At 52.9% G+C, this 15,890-nt stretch carries 15 protein-coding genes; 10 read left to right on the top strand and 5 right to left on the bottom strand.

Features of this window, described 5'->3' with window-relative positions:
- Nucleotides 1–31: 31 nt before the first annotated feature.
- From clpX to bolA, 4 genes are all read right to left on the bottom strand, one after another.
- Entirely contained in the window at nt 32–1,306 is a 1,275-nt protein-coding gene (clpX, locus tag AAH446_RS08540; RefSeq protein WP_342906280.1) for an ATP-dependent protease ATP-binding subunit ClpX, read from the bottom strand.
- Between the two features lie 118 nt (nt 1,307–1,424).
- Nucleotides 1,425–2,048, bottom strand: a complete 624-nt coding sequence (gene clpP / locus AAH446_RS08535) for an ATP-dependent Clp endopeptidase proteolytic subunit ClpP (RefSeq protein ID WP_024967267.1) — start codon at nt 2,046–2,048, stop codon at nt 1,425–1,427.
- A gap of 335 nt (nt 2,049–2,383) precedes the next feature.
- Nucleotides 2,384–3,688 (bottom strand): trigger factor, encoded by a 1,305-nt coding sequence (tig, locus tag AAH446_RS08530; RefSeq protein WP_342906279.1) that lies wholly within the window; start codon nt 3,686–3,688, stop codon nt 2,384–2,386.
- 321 nt (nt 3,689–4,009) lie between these two features.
- On the bottom strand, nt 4,010–4,324 hold the full coding sequence (bolA, locus tag AAH446_RS08525) for a transcriptional regulator BolA (protein WP_342906278.1): 315 nt from the start codon (nt 4,322–4,324) through the stop codon (nt 4,010–4,012).
- Nucleotides 4,325–4,626: 302 nt separating this feature from the next.
- On the opposite strand from bolA, the gene AAH446_RS08520 reads away from it, so the two are divergent.
- The 8 genes from AAH446_RS08520 to AAH446_RS08485 all read left to right on the top strand — a co-directional run bounded on the left by AAH446_RS08520 (nt 4,627) and on the right by AAH446_RS08485 (nt 13,675).
- Complete coding sequence (locus AAH446_RS08520) at nt 4,627–5,205, top strand: lipoprotein (protein WP_342906277.1); 579 nt, start codon at nt 4,627–4,629, stop codon at nt 5,203–5,205.
- A gap of 42 nt (nt 5,206–5,247) precedes the next feature.
- The gene (gene ampG, locus AAH446_RS08515) at nt 5,248–6,726 is read left to right on the top strand and encodes a muropeptide MFS transporter AmpG (RefSeq protein WP_342906276.1); all 1,479 of its coding nucleotides are present in this window, start codon (nt 5,248–5,250) and stop codon (nt 6,724–6,726) included.
- 570 nt (nt 6,727–7,296) lie between these two features.
- Nucleotides 7,297–8,223, top strand: a complete 927-nt coding sequence (cyoA, locus tag AAH446_RS08510) for a cytochrome o ubiquinol oxidase subunit II (RefSeq protein WP_342906275.1) — start codon at nt 7,297–7,299, stop codon at nt 8,221–8,223.
- Nucleotides 8,224–8,227: 4 nt separating this feature from the next.
- Nucleotides 8,228–10,219, top strand: a complete 1,992-nt coding sequence (gene cyoB, locus AAH446_RS08505; RefSeq protein WP_342906274.1) for a cytochrome o ubiquinol oxidase subunit I — start codon at nt 8,228–8,230, stop codon at nt 10,217–10,219.
- Nucleotides 10,209–10,829, top strand: coding sequence for a cytochrome o ubiquinol oxidase subunit III (locus AAH446_RS08500; RefSeq protein WP_342906273.1), 621 nt, complete (start codon nt 10,209–10,211; stop codon nt 10,827–10,829). Before cyoB ends, AAH446_RS08500 begins: the two co-directional genes overlap by 11 nt.
- On the top strand, nt 10,829–11,158 hold the full coding sequence (locus AAH446_RS08495) for a cytochrome o ubiquinol oxidase subunit IV (protein WP_342906272.1): 330 nt from the start codon (nt 10,829–10,831) through the stop codon (nt 11,156–11,158). Before AAH446_RS08500 ends, AAH446_RS08495 begins: the two co-directional genes overlap by 1 nt.
- Nucleotides 11,159–11,172: 14 nt before the next feature.
- Nucleotides 11,173–12,060, top strand: a complete 888-nt coding sequence (gene cyoE / locus AAH446_RS08490) for a heme o synthase (protein ID WP_024967258.1) — start codon at nt 11,173–11,175, stop codon at nt 12,058–12,060.
- Nucleotides 12,061–12,310: 250 nt separating this feature from the next.
- Entirely contained in the window at nt 12,311–13,675 is a 1,365-nt protein-coding gene (locus AAH446_RS08485) for an MFS transporter (protein ID WP_342906271.1), read from the top strand.
- Nucleotides 13,676–13,717: 42 nt separating this feature from the next.
- On the opposite strand, the gene AAH446_RS08480 is transcribed toward AAH446_RS08485, so the two are convergent.
- On the bottom strand, nt 13,718–14,209 hold the full coding sequence (locus tag AAH446_RS08480) for a YajQ family cyclic di-GMP-binding protein (RefSeq protein WP_342906270.1): 492 nt from the start codon (nt 14,207–14,209) through the stop codon (nt 13,718–13,720).
- Between the two features lie 185 nt (nt 14,210–14,394).
- On the opposite strand from AAH446_RS08480, the gene panE reads away from it, so the two are divergent.
- Nucleotides 14,395–15,315, top strand: coding sequence for a 2-dehydropantoate 2-reductase (gene panE / locus AAH446_RS08475; protein ID WP_342906269.1), 921 nt, complete (start codon nt 14,395–14,397; stop codon nt 15,313–15,315).
- On the top strand, nt 15,269–15,871 hold the full coding sequence (gene yajL / locus AAH446_RS08470) for a protein deglycase YajL (RefSeq protein ID WP_342906268.1): 603 nt from the start codon (nt 15,269–15,271) through the stop codon (nt 15,869–15,871). The genes panE and yajL overlap by 47 nt, the downstream gene beginning before the upstream one ends.
- Nucleotides 15,872–15,890: the final 19 nt, after the last annotated feature.

Below are 15,890 nucleotides of genomic sequence, written 5' to 3'. Positions count from 1 at the left end.
TTTAGATAACTGACTGGAAAGATGTGGTTATTTATTCACCAGAAGCCTGTTGCGCTTCCTGTTTTCCATAAATCAGCATCGGATCGGTCTGACCTTCGATCACCGAGTCGTCAATGACCACTTTCTCTACGTCATCCATTGAAGGAAGATCATACATGGTATTGAGCAATGCACCTTCAACGATAGAGCGAAGACCACGCGCGCCGGTTTTACGCGACATCGCTTTTTTCGCTATCGCCGTCAGCGCTTCTTCACGGAACTCCAGCTCAACCCCTTCAAGATTGAACAACGCCTGATACTGCTTGGTCAGGGCGTTTTTCGGCTCACGCAGGATCTGGATTAGCGCTTCTTCACTCAGCTCGTTCAGCGTTGCCACTACGGGCAGACGACCGATAAACTCAGGGATGAGACCGAACTTGATCAAATCTTCCGGCTCGACCTGCGCCAGCAGCTCGCCTTCGGTAGCTTTCTGCGATTTGCCTTTCACCGTTGCGCCAAAACCGATACCGGAGCCCGTTTCCACACGCTGGGAAATAACCTTATCCAGGCCGGCAAACGCGCCGCCGCAGATAAACAGGATTTTTGACGTATCAACCTGCAGGAACTCCTGCTGAGGATGCTTACGACCACCCTGCGGCGGTACGGCAGCAACTGTACCTTCAATCAGCTTCAACAGTGCCTGCTGCACGCCTTCACCCGACACATCGCGGGTAATAGAAGGGTTGTCTGACTTGCGAGAAATCTTGTCAATTTCATCGATATAGACAATCCCGCGCTGCGCTTTCTGCACGTCGTAATCGCACTTCTGCAACAGTTTCTGAATGATGTTCTCAACGTCTTCACCCACGTAACCGGCTTCAGTCAGCGTGGTGGCGTCCGCCATGGTGAACGGCACATCAAGCAGGCGAGCCAGCGTTTCGGCCAGCAGTGTTTTACCGCTACCGGTTGGCCCAATCAGCAGAATGTTACTTTTGCCCAGCTCAATGCCGTTGCTGGTATCGCCGTTGCGCAGGCGCTTGTAGTGGTTGTATACCGCTACGGCCAGCACTTTCTTCGCCCGTTCCTGACCGATAACGTAATCGTCGAGGTGATGGCGAATTTCGTGCGGCGTCGGTAGTGCGCTACGCTCGCGATGCGGTGCAACTTCTTTAATCTCTTCGCGAATGATGTCATTGCATAAATCGACACACTCATCGCAGATATACACTGACGGGCCAGCAATTAGCTTGCGCACTTCATGCTGGCTTTTGCCGCAGAAAGAGCAGTACAGCAGCTTTCCTGAACCGTCTTTGCGCTTATCTGTCATCAGTTAACCTCTTCTGTTATCTTCGTCCGCACTTCGCTGCGGCGATGATGCCGCCCTGCGGCATCCTCTTTCGTCGCTCATGCCCATCAGTAACTATAGTCGACGATGGGCGCAGAGCTTAAGTGCGATGCGTCAGAATGGAATCGACCAGCCCATACTCTACAGCTTCGCTCGCCGACAAGAAACGGTCACGCTCGGTGTCTCTCTCTATTTCTTCAAGAGTTTTACCCGTATGTTCGGCCATAAGCTCGTTCATACGCTGCTTCACCTTCAGAATTTCACGGGCGTGAATTTCAATATCCGTAGCCTGGCCCTGATAGCCGCCCAGCGGCTGGTGGATCATGACCCGGGAATTTGGCAGGCAGTAACGCTTGCCTTTAGCGCCAGCCGTCAGCAGGAATGCGCCCATTGAACACGCCTGTCCCATACAAATGGTGCTGACATCCGGTTTGATAAATTTCATCGTATCGTAAATAGACATCCCTGCGGTAATCACGCCACCAGGAGAGTTGATATAGAGATGAATATCTTTTTCCGGATTCTCAGCTTCCAGAAACAGCATCTGGGCGACGATCAGATTCGCCATATGATCCTCAACCTGACCGGTCAGGAAGATGATACGCTCTTTGAGCAGGCGAGAAAAAATGTCGTAAGAACGCTCCCCGCGAGAGGTTTGTTCGACCACCATCGGCACTAAAGCCATGTGAGGTGCAGTTTGTTCACGTTCGCCACTGTATGACATCACCGTCTCCTGGATAAATTTCATTTGGCAACACTCCCTATCAGATCTACTTGAGGGCGATACGGCACACTATGTGTCCAGCGCTTCCCCACTGACGCCATCCGGGGTCAGACAAGTATCATTACAACCGAGTTTCCTATTTGGGGATGCTTTCCCACTCTTTCAAGCATAACAACGTTTTGAGCTACTGCTAACCTGGAAAAGTAGCTTAAACGATAATTTGCCCGTTTAATAAGCGAATAAGCCTCATAAGGTCCCTCCGGCCAGGCGATAAAAGCAAAAAGCCCGCAGTCAGAAGACCGCGGGCTTTTATCAACCACACGAAATCAGATAAATCAGGCCGTCTGGGTCTGGTTCATCAGCTCCTGGAAGTTCGTTTCTTTTTCGGTCACTTTGGCTTTTTCCAGTACGGCTTCCACCGCCTGTTCTTCCAGCGCGACGTTACGCATGTTGTTCATCAGCTCGTTGTTTTTGCCGTAGAACTCAATGACTTCTGAAGGATCTTCGTAAGCGGACGCCATCTCTTCGATCAGGGTCTTAACGCGGTCTTCGTCAGCTTTCAGCTCATGGGTGCGGATAACTTCACCCAGCAGCAGGCCAACCACAACGCGGCGCTTAGCCTGCTCTTCGAACAGTTCGCGAGGCAGTTCCAGCGCCTGCTGCTCGTTGCCACCAAAACGCTGCGCAGCCTGACGCTTCAGCACGTCGATTTCACCGTCGATCAGGGCAGCCGGCACGTCGATCTCATTGGCGTTAACCAGACCGTCGATAGCCTGCGTTTTCACACGGTTACGAATAGCGCCTTTCAGCTCGCGTTCCATGTTTTTACGCACTTCGGCACGCAGACCTTCAACGGAGCCATCTTCAACGCCAAAACGTTTGATGAACTCTTCGGTGAATTCCGGCAGCTCGCTCTCTTCCACTTTCTTCAGAACGATTTCAAACTTTGCCGCTTTCCCTTTCAGGTTTTCAGCATGGTAATCTTCCGGGAAGTTAACGTCGATGGTGAAAGTTTCGCCCGCTTTGTGGCCAACCACACCCTCTTCAAAACCGGGGATCATACGACCCTGACCCATCGCCAGAATGAAGTCAGAGGCTTTGCCGCCTTCAAACTCTTCGCCATCTACGGAACCGGAGAAGTCGATGGTTGCGCGATCGTTAGCTTCAGCTGCGCGATCGGTTTCTTTCCAGGTGGCCTGCTGCTTGCGCAGGGTATCCAGCATGGCGTCAACGTCAGCGTCGGTCACGGAAACAACCGGTTTTTCGATCTCAATCGATTCCAGGCCTTTCAGCTCAACTTCCGGATAGACTTCGAACTCTACGGTAAAGGTAAAGTCTTCGCCTTGCGCGTACTGGCCCGGCACATAGTTTGGCGCGCCAGCCGGATTGATTTTTTCTTTAATGATAGCGTCAACAAAGTTGCGCTGCATCAGATCGCCCAGAACATCCTGGCGAACGGAAGCACCGTAACGCTGCGCTACGACAGTCATTGGCACTTTCCCTTTGCGGAAACCGTCGATACGTACTTTTTTAGCTACGCTGACCAGCTCACTTTTCACCGCGTTCTCGATCACATCTTTATCTACGGTAATCGTTACGCGACGGCCCAGGCCCTGAGTTGTTTCTACTGAAACTTGCATCTTATACCCTCAAAAAATCACGTGCTCGGTCAACTTCAGACCCGCTTCGCTTCGTAGAAGCGGCGCGGAGTCTAAGAACCGGGACGGCCTCTGATGTCAGAACCGCGTTCCCTGTTGCCAGAAGCGTCCCGAAGACATTCCGGAAAAATAGACGCAGCATTATAGCGGCAACGTTTAAGCGAGTCGAGGCTGCGCGCCTACCCCATTTCGTTAACGAAGGGGATTTTTGCAGGAAAAAGCGGAAAAAATCGACGATGAAGGCCTTTTTCGCCAGAAACAATAAAGCGGCCCGCAGGCCGCCTGGAAAAACAGATAGCGCGATCAGGCCAGGGTGCCGGCACCGCGACAGTTGGGGGAAGCCGGTACGGTGTCCTGCAAGCCTTCCCATTCCTTAACAGTGTAAGTATGTAAAGCCAGCGCATGGACACTCCCTGCCAGCTCATCCGCCAGCTCACTATAAATAGCGCGGTGACGCATAAGAAAACGCTGATTGATAAAGTGGTCACTGACGAGCACGACTTTAAAATGGCTTTCCGAACCCGCAGGCACGTTATGGCGATAGCTTTCGTCATGCACCTCCAGGTGCACAGGTGTAAACGCCGTTCTCAACTTTTCTTCTATTTGTTCGCGGATCATACCCATACTCCTCTAAGACCTTGAGATGCGCCCCATCCCACTAAATATTAGCTGGTTTTTCACACTTCCCGCCCCTGGTAAGCAAATATTTCTGCGCGGACAGCCTCGCTACTGTGCATTTTCTCCCGCTTCGGTGCAATCTGCGCCGGTCAAAAAATCTCAGCCACCGGCGCCTGAGCGGCAGGCAAAAAATGCAAGCCGATGAATTTACGCGCTATCAGGGCTTCCTCTTGTTTCTGGCGATGTTATGATGACCGCAGTTTTGTCAGCACCACGTCACTTTTGTCATTGAGAAAATAAGCATGCTAAAAAAAATCATTTTTCCTCTGCTGGCCATCTTTGTTCTGGCTGGCTGTGCAAGCAAAAGCAATACCCTGACCATCCTACCTAAAATCGAACTGCCTCAGCAGGACCCAAGCCTGATGGGCGTCACCATCAGCATTAACGGCGCCGATCAACGCAGCGATCAGGCGCTGGCCAAGGTTAACCGCGATGGCCAACTGGTCACCCTGACGGCGTCCCGCGATCTTCGCTTCCTGCTGCAGGAAGTGCTGGAGAAGCAGATGGGCACCCGCGGCTATATGATTGGTCCCGACGGCGCAGTTAACCTGCAAATCGTTGTAAACAACCTCTTTGCTGACGTCACCCAGGGTAACGTGCGCTACAGCATCACCACTAAAGCGGACATCTCCATTATTGCCATAGCTAAGAACGGCAATAAGCAGGTGAAAAACTACCGCCAGACCTACAGCGTCGAAGGCGCCTTCTCCGCCAGCAACGCCAAAATCACCGATGCGGTGAATGCCACCCTCAGCGATGTGATCGCCGATATGGCTCAGGACACCAGTATCCACGAGTTTATCAAGCAAAACGCCCGTTAATCTGCCCTGCCCGCCCTCCGGCGGGCTTGTTTTAAGGTTTGTATGTCCAGCCAATACCTCCGGATTTTTACTCAACGTAATGCTGCCCTACTTCTGCTGCTGGGATTTGCTTCCGGCCTGCCGCTGGCGCTCACTTCCGGCACTCTCCAGGCCTGGATGGCCGTGGAGAACGTGGACATCAAAACCATTGGCTTCTTCTCACTGGTAGGCCAGGCATACGTTTTTAAATTCCTCTGGTCGCCGCTGATGGATCGCTACACGCCGCCATTCCTGGGCCGTCGTCGCGGCTGGCTGCTGGTGACGCAGATCCTGCTGATTATCGGTATCGCGCTGATGGGTTTTATGCAGCCGTCACACGACCTGACGCTGCTGGCCGCCCTTGCGGTACTCGTTGCCTTTTGCTCCGCCTCGCAGGATATTGTCTTTGATGCCTGGAAAACGGACGTGCTTCCCGCAGAGGAGCGCGGCAGCGGCGCGGCTATCAGCGTGCTGGGCTATCGCCTGGCGATGCTGGTCTCCGGAGGATTAGCGCTGTGGCTGGCGGATCGTTTCCTGGGCTGGCAGGCAATCTGGTGGCTGATGGCCGCAATGATGGTCCCCGGCGTAGTCGCGACGCTGTTAGCGAAAGAGCCGGAAGATGCGATCGCCAGACCTCACAGTCTTGAGGAGGCGGTCATTGCTCCTCTGAAGGATTTTTTCAACCGTAACAATGCCTGGCTCATTCTCTCGCTGATTGTGCTTTATAAACTTGGGGATGCGTTTGCGGCGAGCCTGACGACCATTTTCCTTATTCGCGGTGTCGGTTTCGACGCGGGCGATGTTGGCCTCGTCAATAAAACGCTCGGGCTTATCGCGACGATCATAGGTGCGCTGTATGGTGGCCTGTTAATGCAGCGGCTGAGCCTGTTTCGCGCGCTGCTGCTGTTTGGTATTTTTCAGGCGGTTTCCAATCTTGGTTACTGGATCCTTTCCGTCACTGACAAAAATATCTATAGCATGGCTGCGGCGGTGTTTGTCGAAAACCTCTGTGGCGGAATGGGCACTGCTGCCTTTGTGGCGCTGCTAATGACGCTCTGCAATAAGTCTTTTTCCGCGACGCAGTTTGCGCTGCTCTCAGCGCTCTCCGCAGTGGGACGCGTCTACGTCGGTCCGGTTGCCGGCTGGTTTGTGGAATCCTGGGGCTGGCCAGCCTTTTACGCCTTCTCGGTTGCCGCGGCTTTGCCGGGTCTGCTGCTGCTGCTGGGCTGTCGACAAACCCTCGATGATGCACAGCGAGCTGGCGCTTTCCCACAGCGAACCCTTTGGCCAAACGCCTACAGTTGGGCAACCCGACTGCTGAAAACGGGGGCCCTGATGGCCGTGGTGGGCCTGATCCTGTTATTGCCCGATCTTTTAGGCTGGCTGGCGATAGACTTTACACTCAGCCTGCTCTTTTCCGGCGCCCTTGCTATAGCACTTGGTGGAGTGGCGCTTGGTACCTTACTGGATTATCTGGCATTAAGGCGAACCTCATCCCGGTAGGCCCCCGTCTCTATCGCTCAATTAACGATATAAAATGGGCTTTATTCCGGGATGACGATTTTCTTGTCTTTACCGCAGGCTAACGGCATTTTTCAACATAAATGCAACAACACAGCGGCAGACTTTCACGAGGATGCCGTAAAAAATCGTTAATCTGGCATCTTTGTTAATCAGCGAGCCAGTTGCTATTTCCTGATTTCCAACTATTTTCATAAAGGTTTTTAAACTTCACCCGCACAGACAAGCGATGAATAACACCGGTACGTAATTATTATTGTGTAATTTTTATCACTCAAATGATGCGGGTATGTTAAATATTTGAGCGCTAAAGTAGCTGTTTATAGCAGCACGGATTTTCATTGCACAATTTTCATGGTTTTTCGTTATATTGATGGCAACCCTTTGCTAATATTCATGTTTTGTCACCCTCAGCAACATCTGTGACAGTGTTTGCAAAAGGTGTCAACACCTCGCTGACACAAGCTGTTGCTGGTTTACAGTACTGAAACCTTCCCGTAAAATGCCGCCACACTTAAACGACAATAGAGCCCTTGTCATTGAGGTCGTTAAATGAGACTCAGGAAATACAATAAAAGTTTGGGGATTTTGTCATTAATTGCAGGCACTTTATTGTTAAGTGGCTGTGATAGTGCATTGTTAAATCCCAAAGGACAGATTGCACTGGAGCAACGTTCGCTGATTCTGACAGCCTTTGGCTTGATGTTGATCGTCGTTATTCCCGCAGTCGTAATGGCCGTGGTGTTCGCCTGGAAATATCGGGCATCCAACACCAATGCGAAATACAGCCCTAACTGGTCACACTCGAATAAAGTGGAAGCCGTGGTCTGGACTGTGCCCATTTTGATCATCATCTTCCTTGCTATCCTGACGTGGAAATCAACCCACGCGCTGGAACCGAGTAAGCCCCTGGTTTCCGATGTGAAACCTGTGGAGATCGACGTGGTTGCATTGGACTGGAAGTGGCTGTTTATTTACCCGGAACAGGGTATTGCGACAGTAAACCAGATCGCGTTCCCGGCAAATACCCCCGTGAACTTCAAGATCACGTCTAACTCCGTAATGAACTCATTCTTCATCCCAACCCTCGGTAGCCAGATCTATGCGATGGCGGGTATGCAGACCAAACTGCATCTGATTGCGAATGAGCCCGGCACGTTTGACGGCATTTCGTCTAACTTCAGTGGTCGCGGCTTCTCCGGTATGAAGTTCAAAGCGATTGCCACCCCTGATAATGCTTCATTCGATCAGTGGGTAGCGAAAGCGAAAGAATCACCGAATACGCTGATGACAATGGAAGATTTCGAGAAACTGGCTGCGCCAAGCGAAAATCATCCGGTTGAGTTCTTCTCGACGGCAGATCCTGAACTGTTCAAGAAAATTATTGGCAAGTTCATGCATAACCACGGGAAAATGGACATGTCTGAGCACGAAGGCATGGACATGAGCGAAGCCTCTCATGCGGGAGCCGAGGAATAATACGATGTTGGGAAAATTAACCCTTGATGCAGTACCGTATCATGAACCAATTATCATGATTACGGTTGCCGCCATCATTCTTGGTGGTTTGGCACTTGCTGGTGCACTGACTTACTTCGGTAAGTGGAAGTACCTGTGGACCGAGTGGCTGACTTCGGTTGACCACAAACGTCTGGGTATCATGTATATCATCGTGGCATTCGTTATGCTGCTGCGCGGCTTTGCCGATGCGGTGATGATGCGTAGCCAGCAGGCGCTGGCATCGGCGGGTGAAGCCGGATTCCTTCCTCCTCACCACTACGACCAGATCTTCACCGCCCACGGCGTGATCATGATCTTCTTCGTGGCAATGCCGTTTGTTATCGGTCTGATGAACATCGCTGTTCCATTACAGATTGGTGCGCGCGATGTCGCCTTCCCGTTCCTGAACAACCTGAGCTTCTGGTTCACGGCTGTGGGCGTGGTGCTGGTTAACCTGTCACTGGGTGTGGGCGAGTTTGCTCAGACCGGCTGGCTGGCTTATCCGCCGCTCTCCGGCGCGGAATACAGTCCGGGGGTCGGCGTCGACTACTGGATATGGAGTCTGCAGCTTTCGGGAATTGGTACGACCCTGACCGGGATTAACTTCTTTGTGACGATCCTGAATATGCGTGCCCCTGGCATGACCATGTTCAAAATGCCGATTTTCACCTGGGCATCACTCTGTACTAACGTACTGATTATTGTCTCATTCCCGGTACTGACCGTTACGCTGGCGCTGCTGACCCTGGATCGCTATCTGGGCTTCCATTTCTTTACTAATGAAATGGGCGGCAACATGATGATGTACGTCAACCTGATCTGGGTTTGGGGTCATCCGGAAGTATATATCCTGGTTCTGCCGGTCTTCGGGGTCTTCTCCGAAGTGGTGGCAACCTTCTCTAAAAAGCGCCTGTTTGGTTACACCTCACTGGTTTGGGCGACGGTCGTTATCACCGTTCTCTCCTTCATCGTGTGGCTGCACCACTTCTTCACCATGGGCGCCGGTGCGAACGTTAACGCCTTCTTCGGTATTATGACGATGATTATCGCCATTCCGACCGGGGTTAAAATCTTCAACTGGCTGTTCACCATGTACCAGGGCCGCATTCAGATGCACTCTGCCATGCTGTGGACCGTAGGCTTCCTGGTTACCTTCTCCGTTGGCGGGATGACCGGTGTACTGCTTGCCGTGCCGGGTGCTGACTTCGTTCTGCACAACAGCTTGTTCCTGATCGCTCACTTCCATAACGTTATTATCGGTGGTGTGGTATTCGGTTGCTTTGCCGGCGTAACCTACTGGTTCCCGAAAGCGTTCGGCTTCACCCTGAACGAAAAATGGGGTATCCGCGCGTTCTGGTTCTGGATCATCGGCTTCTTCGTTGCCTTTATGCCACTTTACGTGCTGGGCTTCATGGGAATGACCCGTCGTCTGAGCCAGGAAATCGATCCACAGTTCCACTCGCTTCTGGTGGTTGCTGCGGGCGGTGCTGCGCTGATTGCCTGTGGCGTTCTCTGCCAGCTTACCCAGTTCTGGGTCTCAGTACGTGACCGCGATCAGAACCGCGATCTGACCGGTGACCCGTGGGGCGGTCGTACGCTGGAGTGGGCAACCTCTTCACCACCACCGTTCTATAACTTTGCCGAAGTGCCTGTCATTGAAGAGCGCGATGCGTTCTGGGAAATGAAAGAGAAAGGTGAAGCTTACAAACAGCCTGCTCACTATGAAGAGATTCACATGCCGAAAAACAGCGGCGCGGGTCTGATCATTGGTGTATTTAGCCTGGTGTTTGGTTTTGCCGCTATCTGGCACATCTGGTGGCTGGTAGGTCTGTCGTTCCTCGGTATGATCGCAAGCTGGGTCATCAAGAGCTTTGACGAAGACGTTGATTATTACGTTCCCGTTGCCGAGATCGAAAAAATCGAGAATCAGCACTTTGACGAAATTAGCAAAGCAGGTCTGAAAAATGTCAACTGAAACTCTGACTGAAAACCTGGACGCCCATGCAAAGCATGGGCATCACCATCACGATGCAGGATCTAATAAGGTATTTGGTTTCTGGATCTACCTGATGAGCGACTGCATCATCTTCGCCACCCTGTTCGCAACCTACGGTGTGATGGTTAATAACACCGCAGGCGGCCCGGCGGGCAAAGATATTTTTGAACTGCCGTTCGTACTGGTTGAAACCGCCCTGCTTCTGTTGAGCTCCATTACCTATGGTATGGCAGTCATCAACATGAACAAAGGCAGCAAAAGCGCCGTTAACAGCTGGCTGGCGCTGACGTTCCTGTTCGGTCTGGGCTTTATCGCGATGGAAATCTATGAGTTCCATCATCTGATCGAAGAGGGCTTCGGACCTCAGCGCAGCGGCTTCCTGTCGGCGTTCTTTACGCTGGTGGGTACTCACGGCCTGCACGTGACCTCCGGTCTGATCTGGATGCTGGTACTGATGTATCAGATTTCCAAACGCGGCATCACCGCCACTAACCGCACCCGTATCCTCTGCCTGAGCCTGTTCTGGCACTTCCTGGATGTGGTATGGATTTGCGTATTCACCATTGTCTACCTGATGGGAGCCATGTAATGAGTCATTCAGCAAAAGAACATGGCGCCTCTCACGGCAGCGTGAAGTCTTATATGATCGGTTTTATCCTGTCGATCATTCTGACCGCGATTCCGTTCTGGATGGTGATGGACGGCGGCGCTTCTAAGGCAACCATTATCGGTGTGGTTGTGGTCTGCGCGGTAATCCAGGTGCTGGTGCATCTGGTTTACTTCCTGCACCTCAATACCTCGTCCGAAGAGCGATGGAACCTGGTGGCGATTGTCTTTTCCGCACTCATCATTCTGATAGTTGTTGTTGGCTCGCTGTGGATCATGTGGAACCTCAACTACAACATGATGCCCAACTAACCGAGTTATTCGTGATGATTAAGCAATACCTGCAAGTAACGAAACCAGGAATTATTTTCGGAAATTTAATTTCTGTTATCGGGGGATTCCTGCTCGCCTCTAAAGGCAGCATCGACTATGCCCTGTTCCTCTCCACCTTAGTCGGCGTTTCGCTGGTGGTTGCATCGGGTTGTGTTTATAACAACTTTATCGACCGTGACATCGACAAAAAAATGGAGAGAACCAGAAATCGGGTGCTGGTAAAAGGCCTCATGTCTCCGACAACCTCACTGGTTTATGCAACCGTTCTGGGTATTGCTGGATTCGCGTTGCTCTATTTCGGTGCTAACCCGCTGGCGATGTGGCTGGCGGTAATGGGCTTTGTGGTTTATGTCGGCGTTTACAGCCTGTATATGAAGCGCAATTCCGTTTATGGCACCCTGATCGGAAGCCTGTCTGGCGCCGCACCACCGGTCATCGGCTACTGTGCCGTGACCAACCAGTTTGATGCTGGTGCGCTAATCCTGCTGGCGATCTTTAGCCTGTGGCAGATGCCGCATTCGTACGCGATTGCCATCTTCCGCTTTAAGGATTACCAGGCTGCGAATATCCCGGTGCTGCCGGTGGTAAAAGGCATCTCCGTGGCAAAAAACCATATCACGCTCTATATCCTGGCGTTTATGGTGGCCACGCTGATGCTGACGCTGGTGGGTTATGCGGGCTATAAGTATCTGGTTGTGGCTGCGGCCGTCAGCGTGTGGTGGCTCGGAATGGCACTTTCAGGCTACAAGACGCAGAACGATCGCGTCTGGGCCCGTAAACTGTTTGTCTTTTCGATTGTCGCCATTACCGCGCTGAGCGTTATGATGTCAGTCGACTTTATGGCACCCGCCTCATCCGATTTGCTGACCCTGGTCAGGTAACAAGAATCTCCTGCCTGAGGGCGTGAGAATACCCGAAATAATTGGCGCCGTATCATGGCCGCCAGCGAGTTTAGCCCGGCGCTTACGCAAGTAAGCTGACCGGGGGAAGAAGCGCTGCCGCTAACGATACTGCGTTAAATAAGACGGGATTCTCACGCCCTTTCTTTTTGTTACCACTCCTTAAAAAGTATTATTTTACCCGCCCTGCCCCGCCACCTAAAATACGTGCATCAGATAAACTGAGGTAGTAATGAAAGATAATAAAATGACGCCGGTCGAACTGCGTGCGACCTGGGGTTTGGGGACGGTTTTTTCCCTGCGGATGCTGGGAATGTTTATGGTACTGCCCGTACTGACTACTTACGGAATGGCGTTACAGGGCGCCAGCGAAACCCTCATCGGCGTGGCTATCGGTATCTACGGCCTGGCGCAGGCGCTGTTTCAAATTCCTTTCGGTCTGATGTCAGATCGTATTGGCCGCAAGCCGCTTATTGTTGGGGGCTTACTGATTTTCGTTCTTGGCAGCGTAATTGCCGCTTCCACTACCTCTATCTGGGGAGTGATCCTGGGCCGGGCGCTGCAGGGTTCCGGCGCTATTGCGGCGGCGGTCATGGCGCTGCTTTCTGATTTAACCCGCGAGCAGAACCGCACTAAAGCGATGGCGTTTATTGGTATCAGCTTCGGCATTACCTTCGCTATCGCCATGGTTCTGGGCCCGGTGATTACCCACGCGTTGGGGCTACATGCCCTGTTCTGGATGATCGCCCTGCTGGCCTTGTGCGGCATCGTCATTACGCTGGCAGTCGTGCCCTCAACGCCAAACCATGTGCTTAACCGCGAGTCGGGCATGGTGAAAGGCAGCATTCGCGCCGTGCTGGCGAACAAACGGCTGCTGAAGCTTAACTTCGGCATTATGTGCCTGCATGTGCTGCTGATGTCGAGTTTTGTTGCCCTGCCGGGTGAGTTTGAACAGGCGGGATTCCCTGCTGAAGAGCACTGGAAAGTTTATCTGGTCACCATGCTCATCGCTTTTTGCAGCGTGATCCCCTTTATTATTTATGCCGAAGTTAAACGCCGTATGAAGCGGGTATTTATCAGCTGCGTGGCGCTAATGCTGATTGCAGAGATCGTCTTGTGGGGTGCAGGAAATCATTTCTGGACGCTGGTGGCAGGCGTTCAGCTCTTTTTCATCGGCTTTAATCTGATGGAGGCGATACTGCCATCGCTGATCAGCAAGGAGTCCCCGGCGGGCTATAAAGGCACCGCAATGGGCGTTTACTCAACCAGCCAGTTCCTGGGCGTGGCGATTGGCGGCAGCATGGGTGGCTGGCTGTTCGGGCATTTCGATGCGCAAACCGTTTTCCTGGCGGGTGCCGTGGTGGCCACGCTCTGGCTGCTGGTCAGCACGACGATGAAAGAACCGCCTTACGTTAGCAGCCTGCGTATTATGCTGGGCGACAAGCCGCTCGACAGCGGAAAGCTGGAGAAGCAGCTGCTGGCACAGCCCGGTGTCGCGGCGGTCTTTATCGTCCCTGAAGAGAAAAGCGCCTACGTGAAAATCGACAGTAAGATAACCAGCCGTCCTGAACTTGAGGCGCTGGTCGCCACGGCCTGAGCCAAAGCGTAAAAAGCGCGGGGGATCCCCCCGCGCCGATTATCAGTCGCGGAAATTTTTAAACTGGAAAGGCTGCCCCAGATCGCCGCCGCGTATCAGCGCCATAGCATTCTGCAGGTCGTCACGGGATTTCCCGTTAACCCTCACTTCCTCTCCCTGGATCTGTGACTGCACTTTCAGCTTGCTGTCTTTAATCAGCTTCACGATTTTCTTCGCCACGTCCGTCGGGATGCCCTGCTTCATTTTGGCTTCCACGCTCCAGCTTTTACCGCTGTGCTCGATCTGCTCCGGCACCTCCAGCGCTGCGCCCTCAATGCCCCGCTTCAGCAGCTTTTCACGCAGAATATCCACCAGCTGTTTAACCTGGAAGTCGGACTCGCTCAGCACCTTAACGGATTCGTTTTTCTCATTCAGCTCAAAGCTGGCGATGACGTTACGGAAATCGAAACGGCTGGCGATTTCGCGGTTGGCGTTTTCCACCGCATTTTTTACTTCCTGAATATCAATTTCAGAAACGATATCGAAAGATGGCATGATCTCTTCTCCTGATGCAAAAGTGACATGCATAATACCCACTTAAGCCGGTTAAAAAAACCGTCGGCGTAGAAAGCTATAATAAGAGATTATCCACGGGTACGCCGGGTCGCGGGTGACAGGCATACTCATGGAAGCAACCGGCATTTGGTTGAATTAACGCAGTCCGTCTGCAGGGAGGACAAATGAAAATTACCGTACTGGGATGTGGTGCACTGGGTCAAATCTGGCTGGCCGCACTGGAGCAACAGGGACACGATGTTCAGGGGTGGCTGCGGGTTCCGCAACCCTACTGTTCGGTCAATGTGATCGGCCTGGACGGAGCCATCATTAACAAAACCTGCATTGCCAACGATCCGAAATTCCTGGCGGAGAGCGATCTGCTGCTGGTGGCGCTTAAAGCCTGGCAGGTTTCCGGTGCCGTCAGGAATCTCCAGTTCATACTACGGGATTCCTGCCCCATTCTGCTGCTGCATAACGGCATGGGCACGCTGGATGAACTTTCCACCCTTCCGCAGCCGTTACTCAAGGGCATGACCACTCATGCAGCCTATCATGACGGTACTGTTATCGTTCATGTCGCCGCCGGCGTCACTCATATCGGCCCGGTCTCCTCTGGTGCCGCATCACTCAGCCATCTTGCAGAAACGCTGCATAATGCCCTACCCGACGTTGCCTGGCATAATAATATCGCCTCAGCGGCCTGGCAGAAGCTGGCGGTTAACTGCGTCATCAATCCGCTGACGGTAGAGTATGACTGCCAGAATGGGGAGCTGCTTCATCATCCGCAGGCAATCAGCGTGCTTTGCCATGAAGTGGCGACAGTGATGGCGCGTGAGGGCCAGCATACTACGCCCGAAACGCTGCTGGCCTATGTCAATGAGGTGATTAACAGCACGGCCGCCAATATCTCTTCAATGTTGCAGGATATCCGCGCCGGACGCCGGACAGAGATAGATTATATTACCGGTTACCTCATCCGGCGTGCCAGGGCACAAGGGCTGATTACGCCGGAAAATAACCGCCTTTATGAATTAATTAAGCGTAAGGAACAAGATTATGAACGCGAAAGCATCGGTGCTGGTCTGCCTGGCGCCTGGCAGTGAAGAAACGGAAGCCGTTACCACCATCGATTTGCTGGTGCGCGCCGGACTGAGCGTCACCACGGCCAGCGTGACGGATGATGGCAGCCGGGAAATTGTCTGTTCACGCGGCGTTCGTCTGCTGGCGGATGCGCCGCTGGTGACGGTCGCTGATAACGAGTTCGACGCGATTGTGCTGCCCGGCGGGCTGAAAGGCGCTGAAGCCTTTCGTGACAGCCCCCTGCTGGTTGAAACGGTACGCCAGTTTCATCTCGCTGGGCGCATTGTCGCCGCGATCTGCGCTGCCGCAGGGACTGTGCTGGTGCCGCACAATCTTTTTCCGGTCGGGAATATGACGGGTTTTCCCGGTCTGAAAGAGACCATTCCTGAGGAAAAGTGGATGGATAAGCGCGTGGTGTGGGATCCGCGTGTAAACCTGCTGACCAGCCAGGGGCCGGGAACCGCGATGGATTTTGCTCTGAAGCTTATCGACTTACTGGCCGGAAAAGAAAAAGCGCATGAGGTAGCCGGTCAGCTGGTGCTGGCGGCGGGGATCTATGACTATCGGGAATGGGAATAGCAGAAAGGCAGCAGGCCGG

Origin of the sequence: Erwinia psychrophila (genome assembly GCF_039023475.1) — a bacterium.
Taxonomy (GTDB): domain Bacteria; phylum Pseudomonadota; class Gammaproteobacteria; order Enterobacterales; family Enterobacteriaceae; genus Erwinia.
The sequence above is the reverse complement of the archived record's forward strand: the minus strand, read 5'-3'. Positions and strand labels throughout refer to the sequence as shown.

What these genes read in the sequence shown, in the direction of transcription:
- clpX (WP_342906280.1), bottom strand. Translation starts at nt 1,306, where the DNA reads ATGACAGATAAGCGCAAAGACGGTTCAGGAAAGCTGCTGTACTGCTCT.
- clpP (WP_024967267.1), bottom strand. Translation starts at nt 2,048, where the DNA reads ATGTCATACAGTGGCGAACGTGAACAAACTGCACCTCACATGGCTTTA.
- tig (WP_342906279.1), bottom strand. Translation starts at nt 3,688, where the DNA reads ATGCAAGTTTCAGTAGAAACAACTCAGGGCCTGGGCCGTCGCGTAACG.
- bolA (WP_342906278.1), bottom strand. Translation starts at nt 4,324, where the DNA reads ATGATCCGCGAACAAATAGAAGAAAAGTTGAGAACGGCGTTTACACCT.
- AAH446_RS08520 (WP_342906277.1), top strand. Translation starts at nt 4,627, where the DNA reads ATGCTAAAAAAAATCATTTTTCCTCTGCTGGCCATCTTTGTTCTGGCT.
- ampG (WP_342906276.1), top strand. Translation starts at nt 5,248, where the DNA reads ATGTCCAGCCAATACCTCCGGATTTTTACTCAACGTAATGCTGCCCTA.
- cyoA (WP_342906275.1), top strand. Translation starts at nt 7,297, where the DNA reads ATGAGACTCAGGAAATACAATAAAAGTTTGGGGATTTTGTCATTAATT.
- cyoB (WP_342906274.1), top strand. Translation starts at nt 8,228, where the DNA reads ATGTTGGGAAAATTAACCCTTGATGCAGTACCGTATCATGAACCAATT.
- AAH446_RS08500 (WP_342906273.1), top strand. Translation starts at nt 10,209, where the DNA reads ATGTCAACTGAAACTCTGACTGAAAACCTGGACGCCCATGCAAAGCAT.
- AAH446_RS08495 (WP_342906272.1), top strand. Translation starts at nt 10,829, where the DNA reads ATGAGTCATTCAGCAAAAGAACATGGCGCCTCTCACGGCAGCGTGAAG.
- cyoE (WP_024967258.1), top strand. Translation starts at nt 11,173, where the DNA reads ATGATTAAGCAATACCTGCAAGTAACGAAACCAGGAATTATTTTCGGA.
- AAH446_RS08485 (WP_342906271.1), top strand. Translation starts at nt 12,311, where the DNA reads ATGAAAGATAATAAAATGACGCCGGTCGAACTGCGTGCGACCTGGGGT.
- AAH446_RS08480 (WP_342906270.1), bottom strand. Translation starts at nt 14,209, where the DNA reads ATGCCATCTTTCGATATCGTTTCTGAAATTGATATTCAGGAAGTAAAA.
- panE (WP_342906269.1), top strand. Translation starts at nt 14,395, where the DNA reads ATGAAAATTACCGTACTGGGATGTGGTGCACTGGGTCAAATCTGGCTG.
- yajL (WP_342906268.1), top strand. Translation starts at nt 15,269, where the DNA reads ATGAACGCGAAAGCATCGGTGCTGGTCTGCCTGGCGCCTGGCAGTGAA.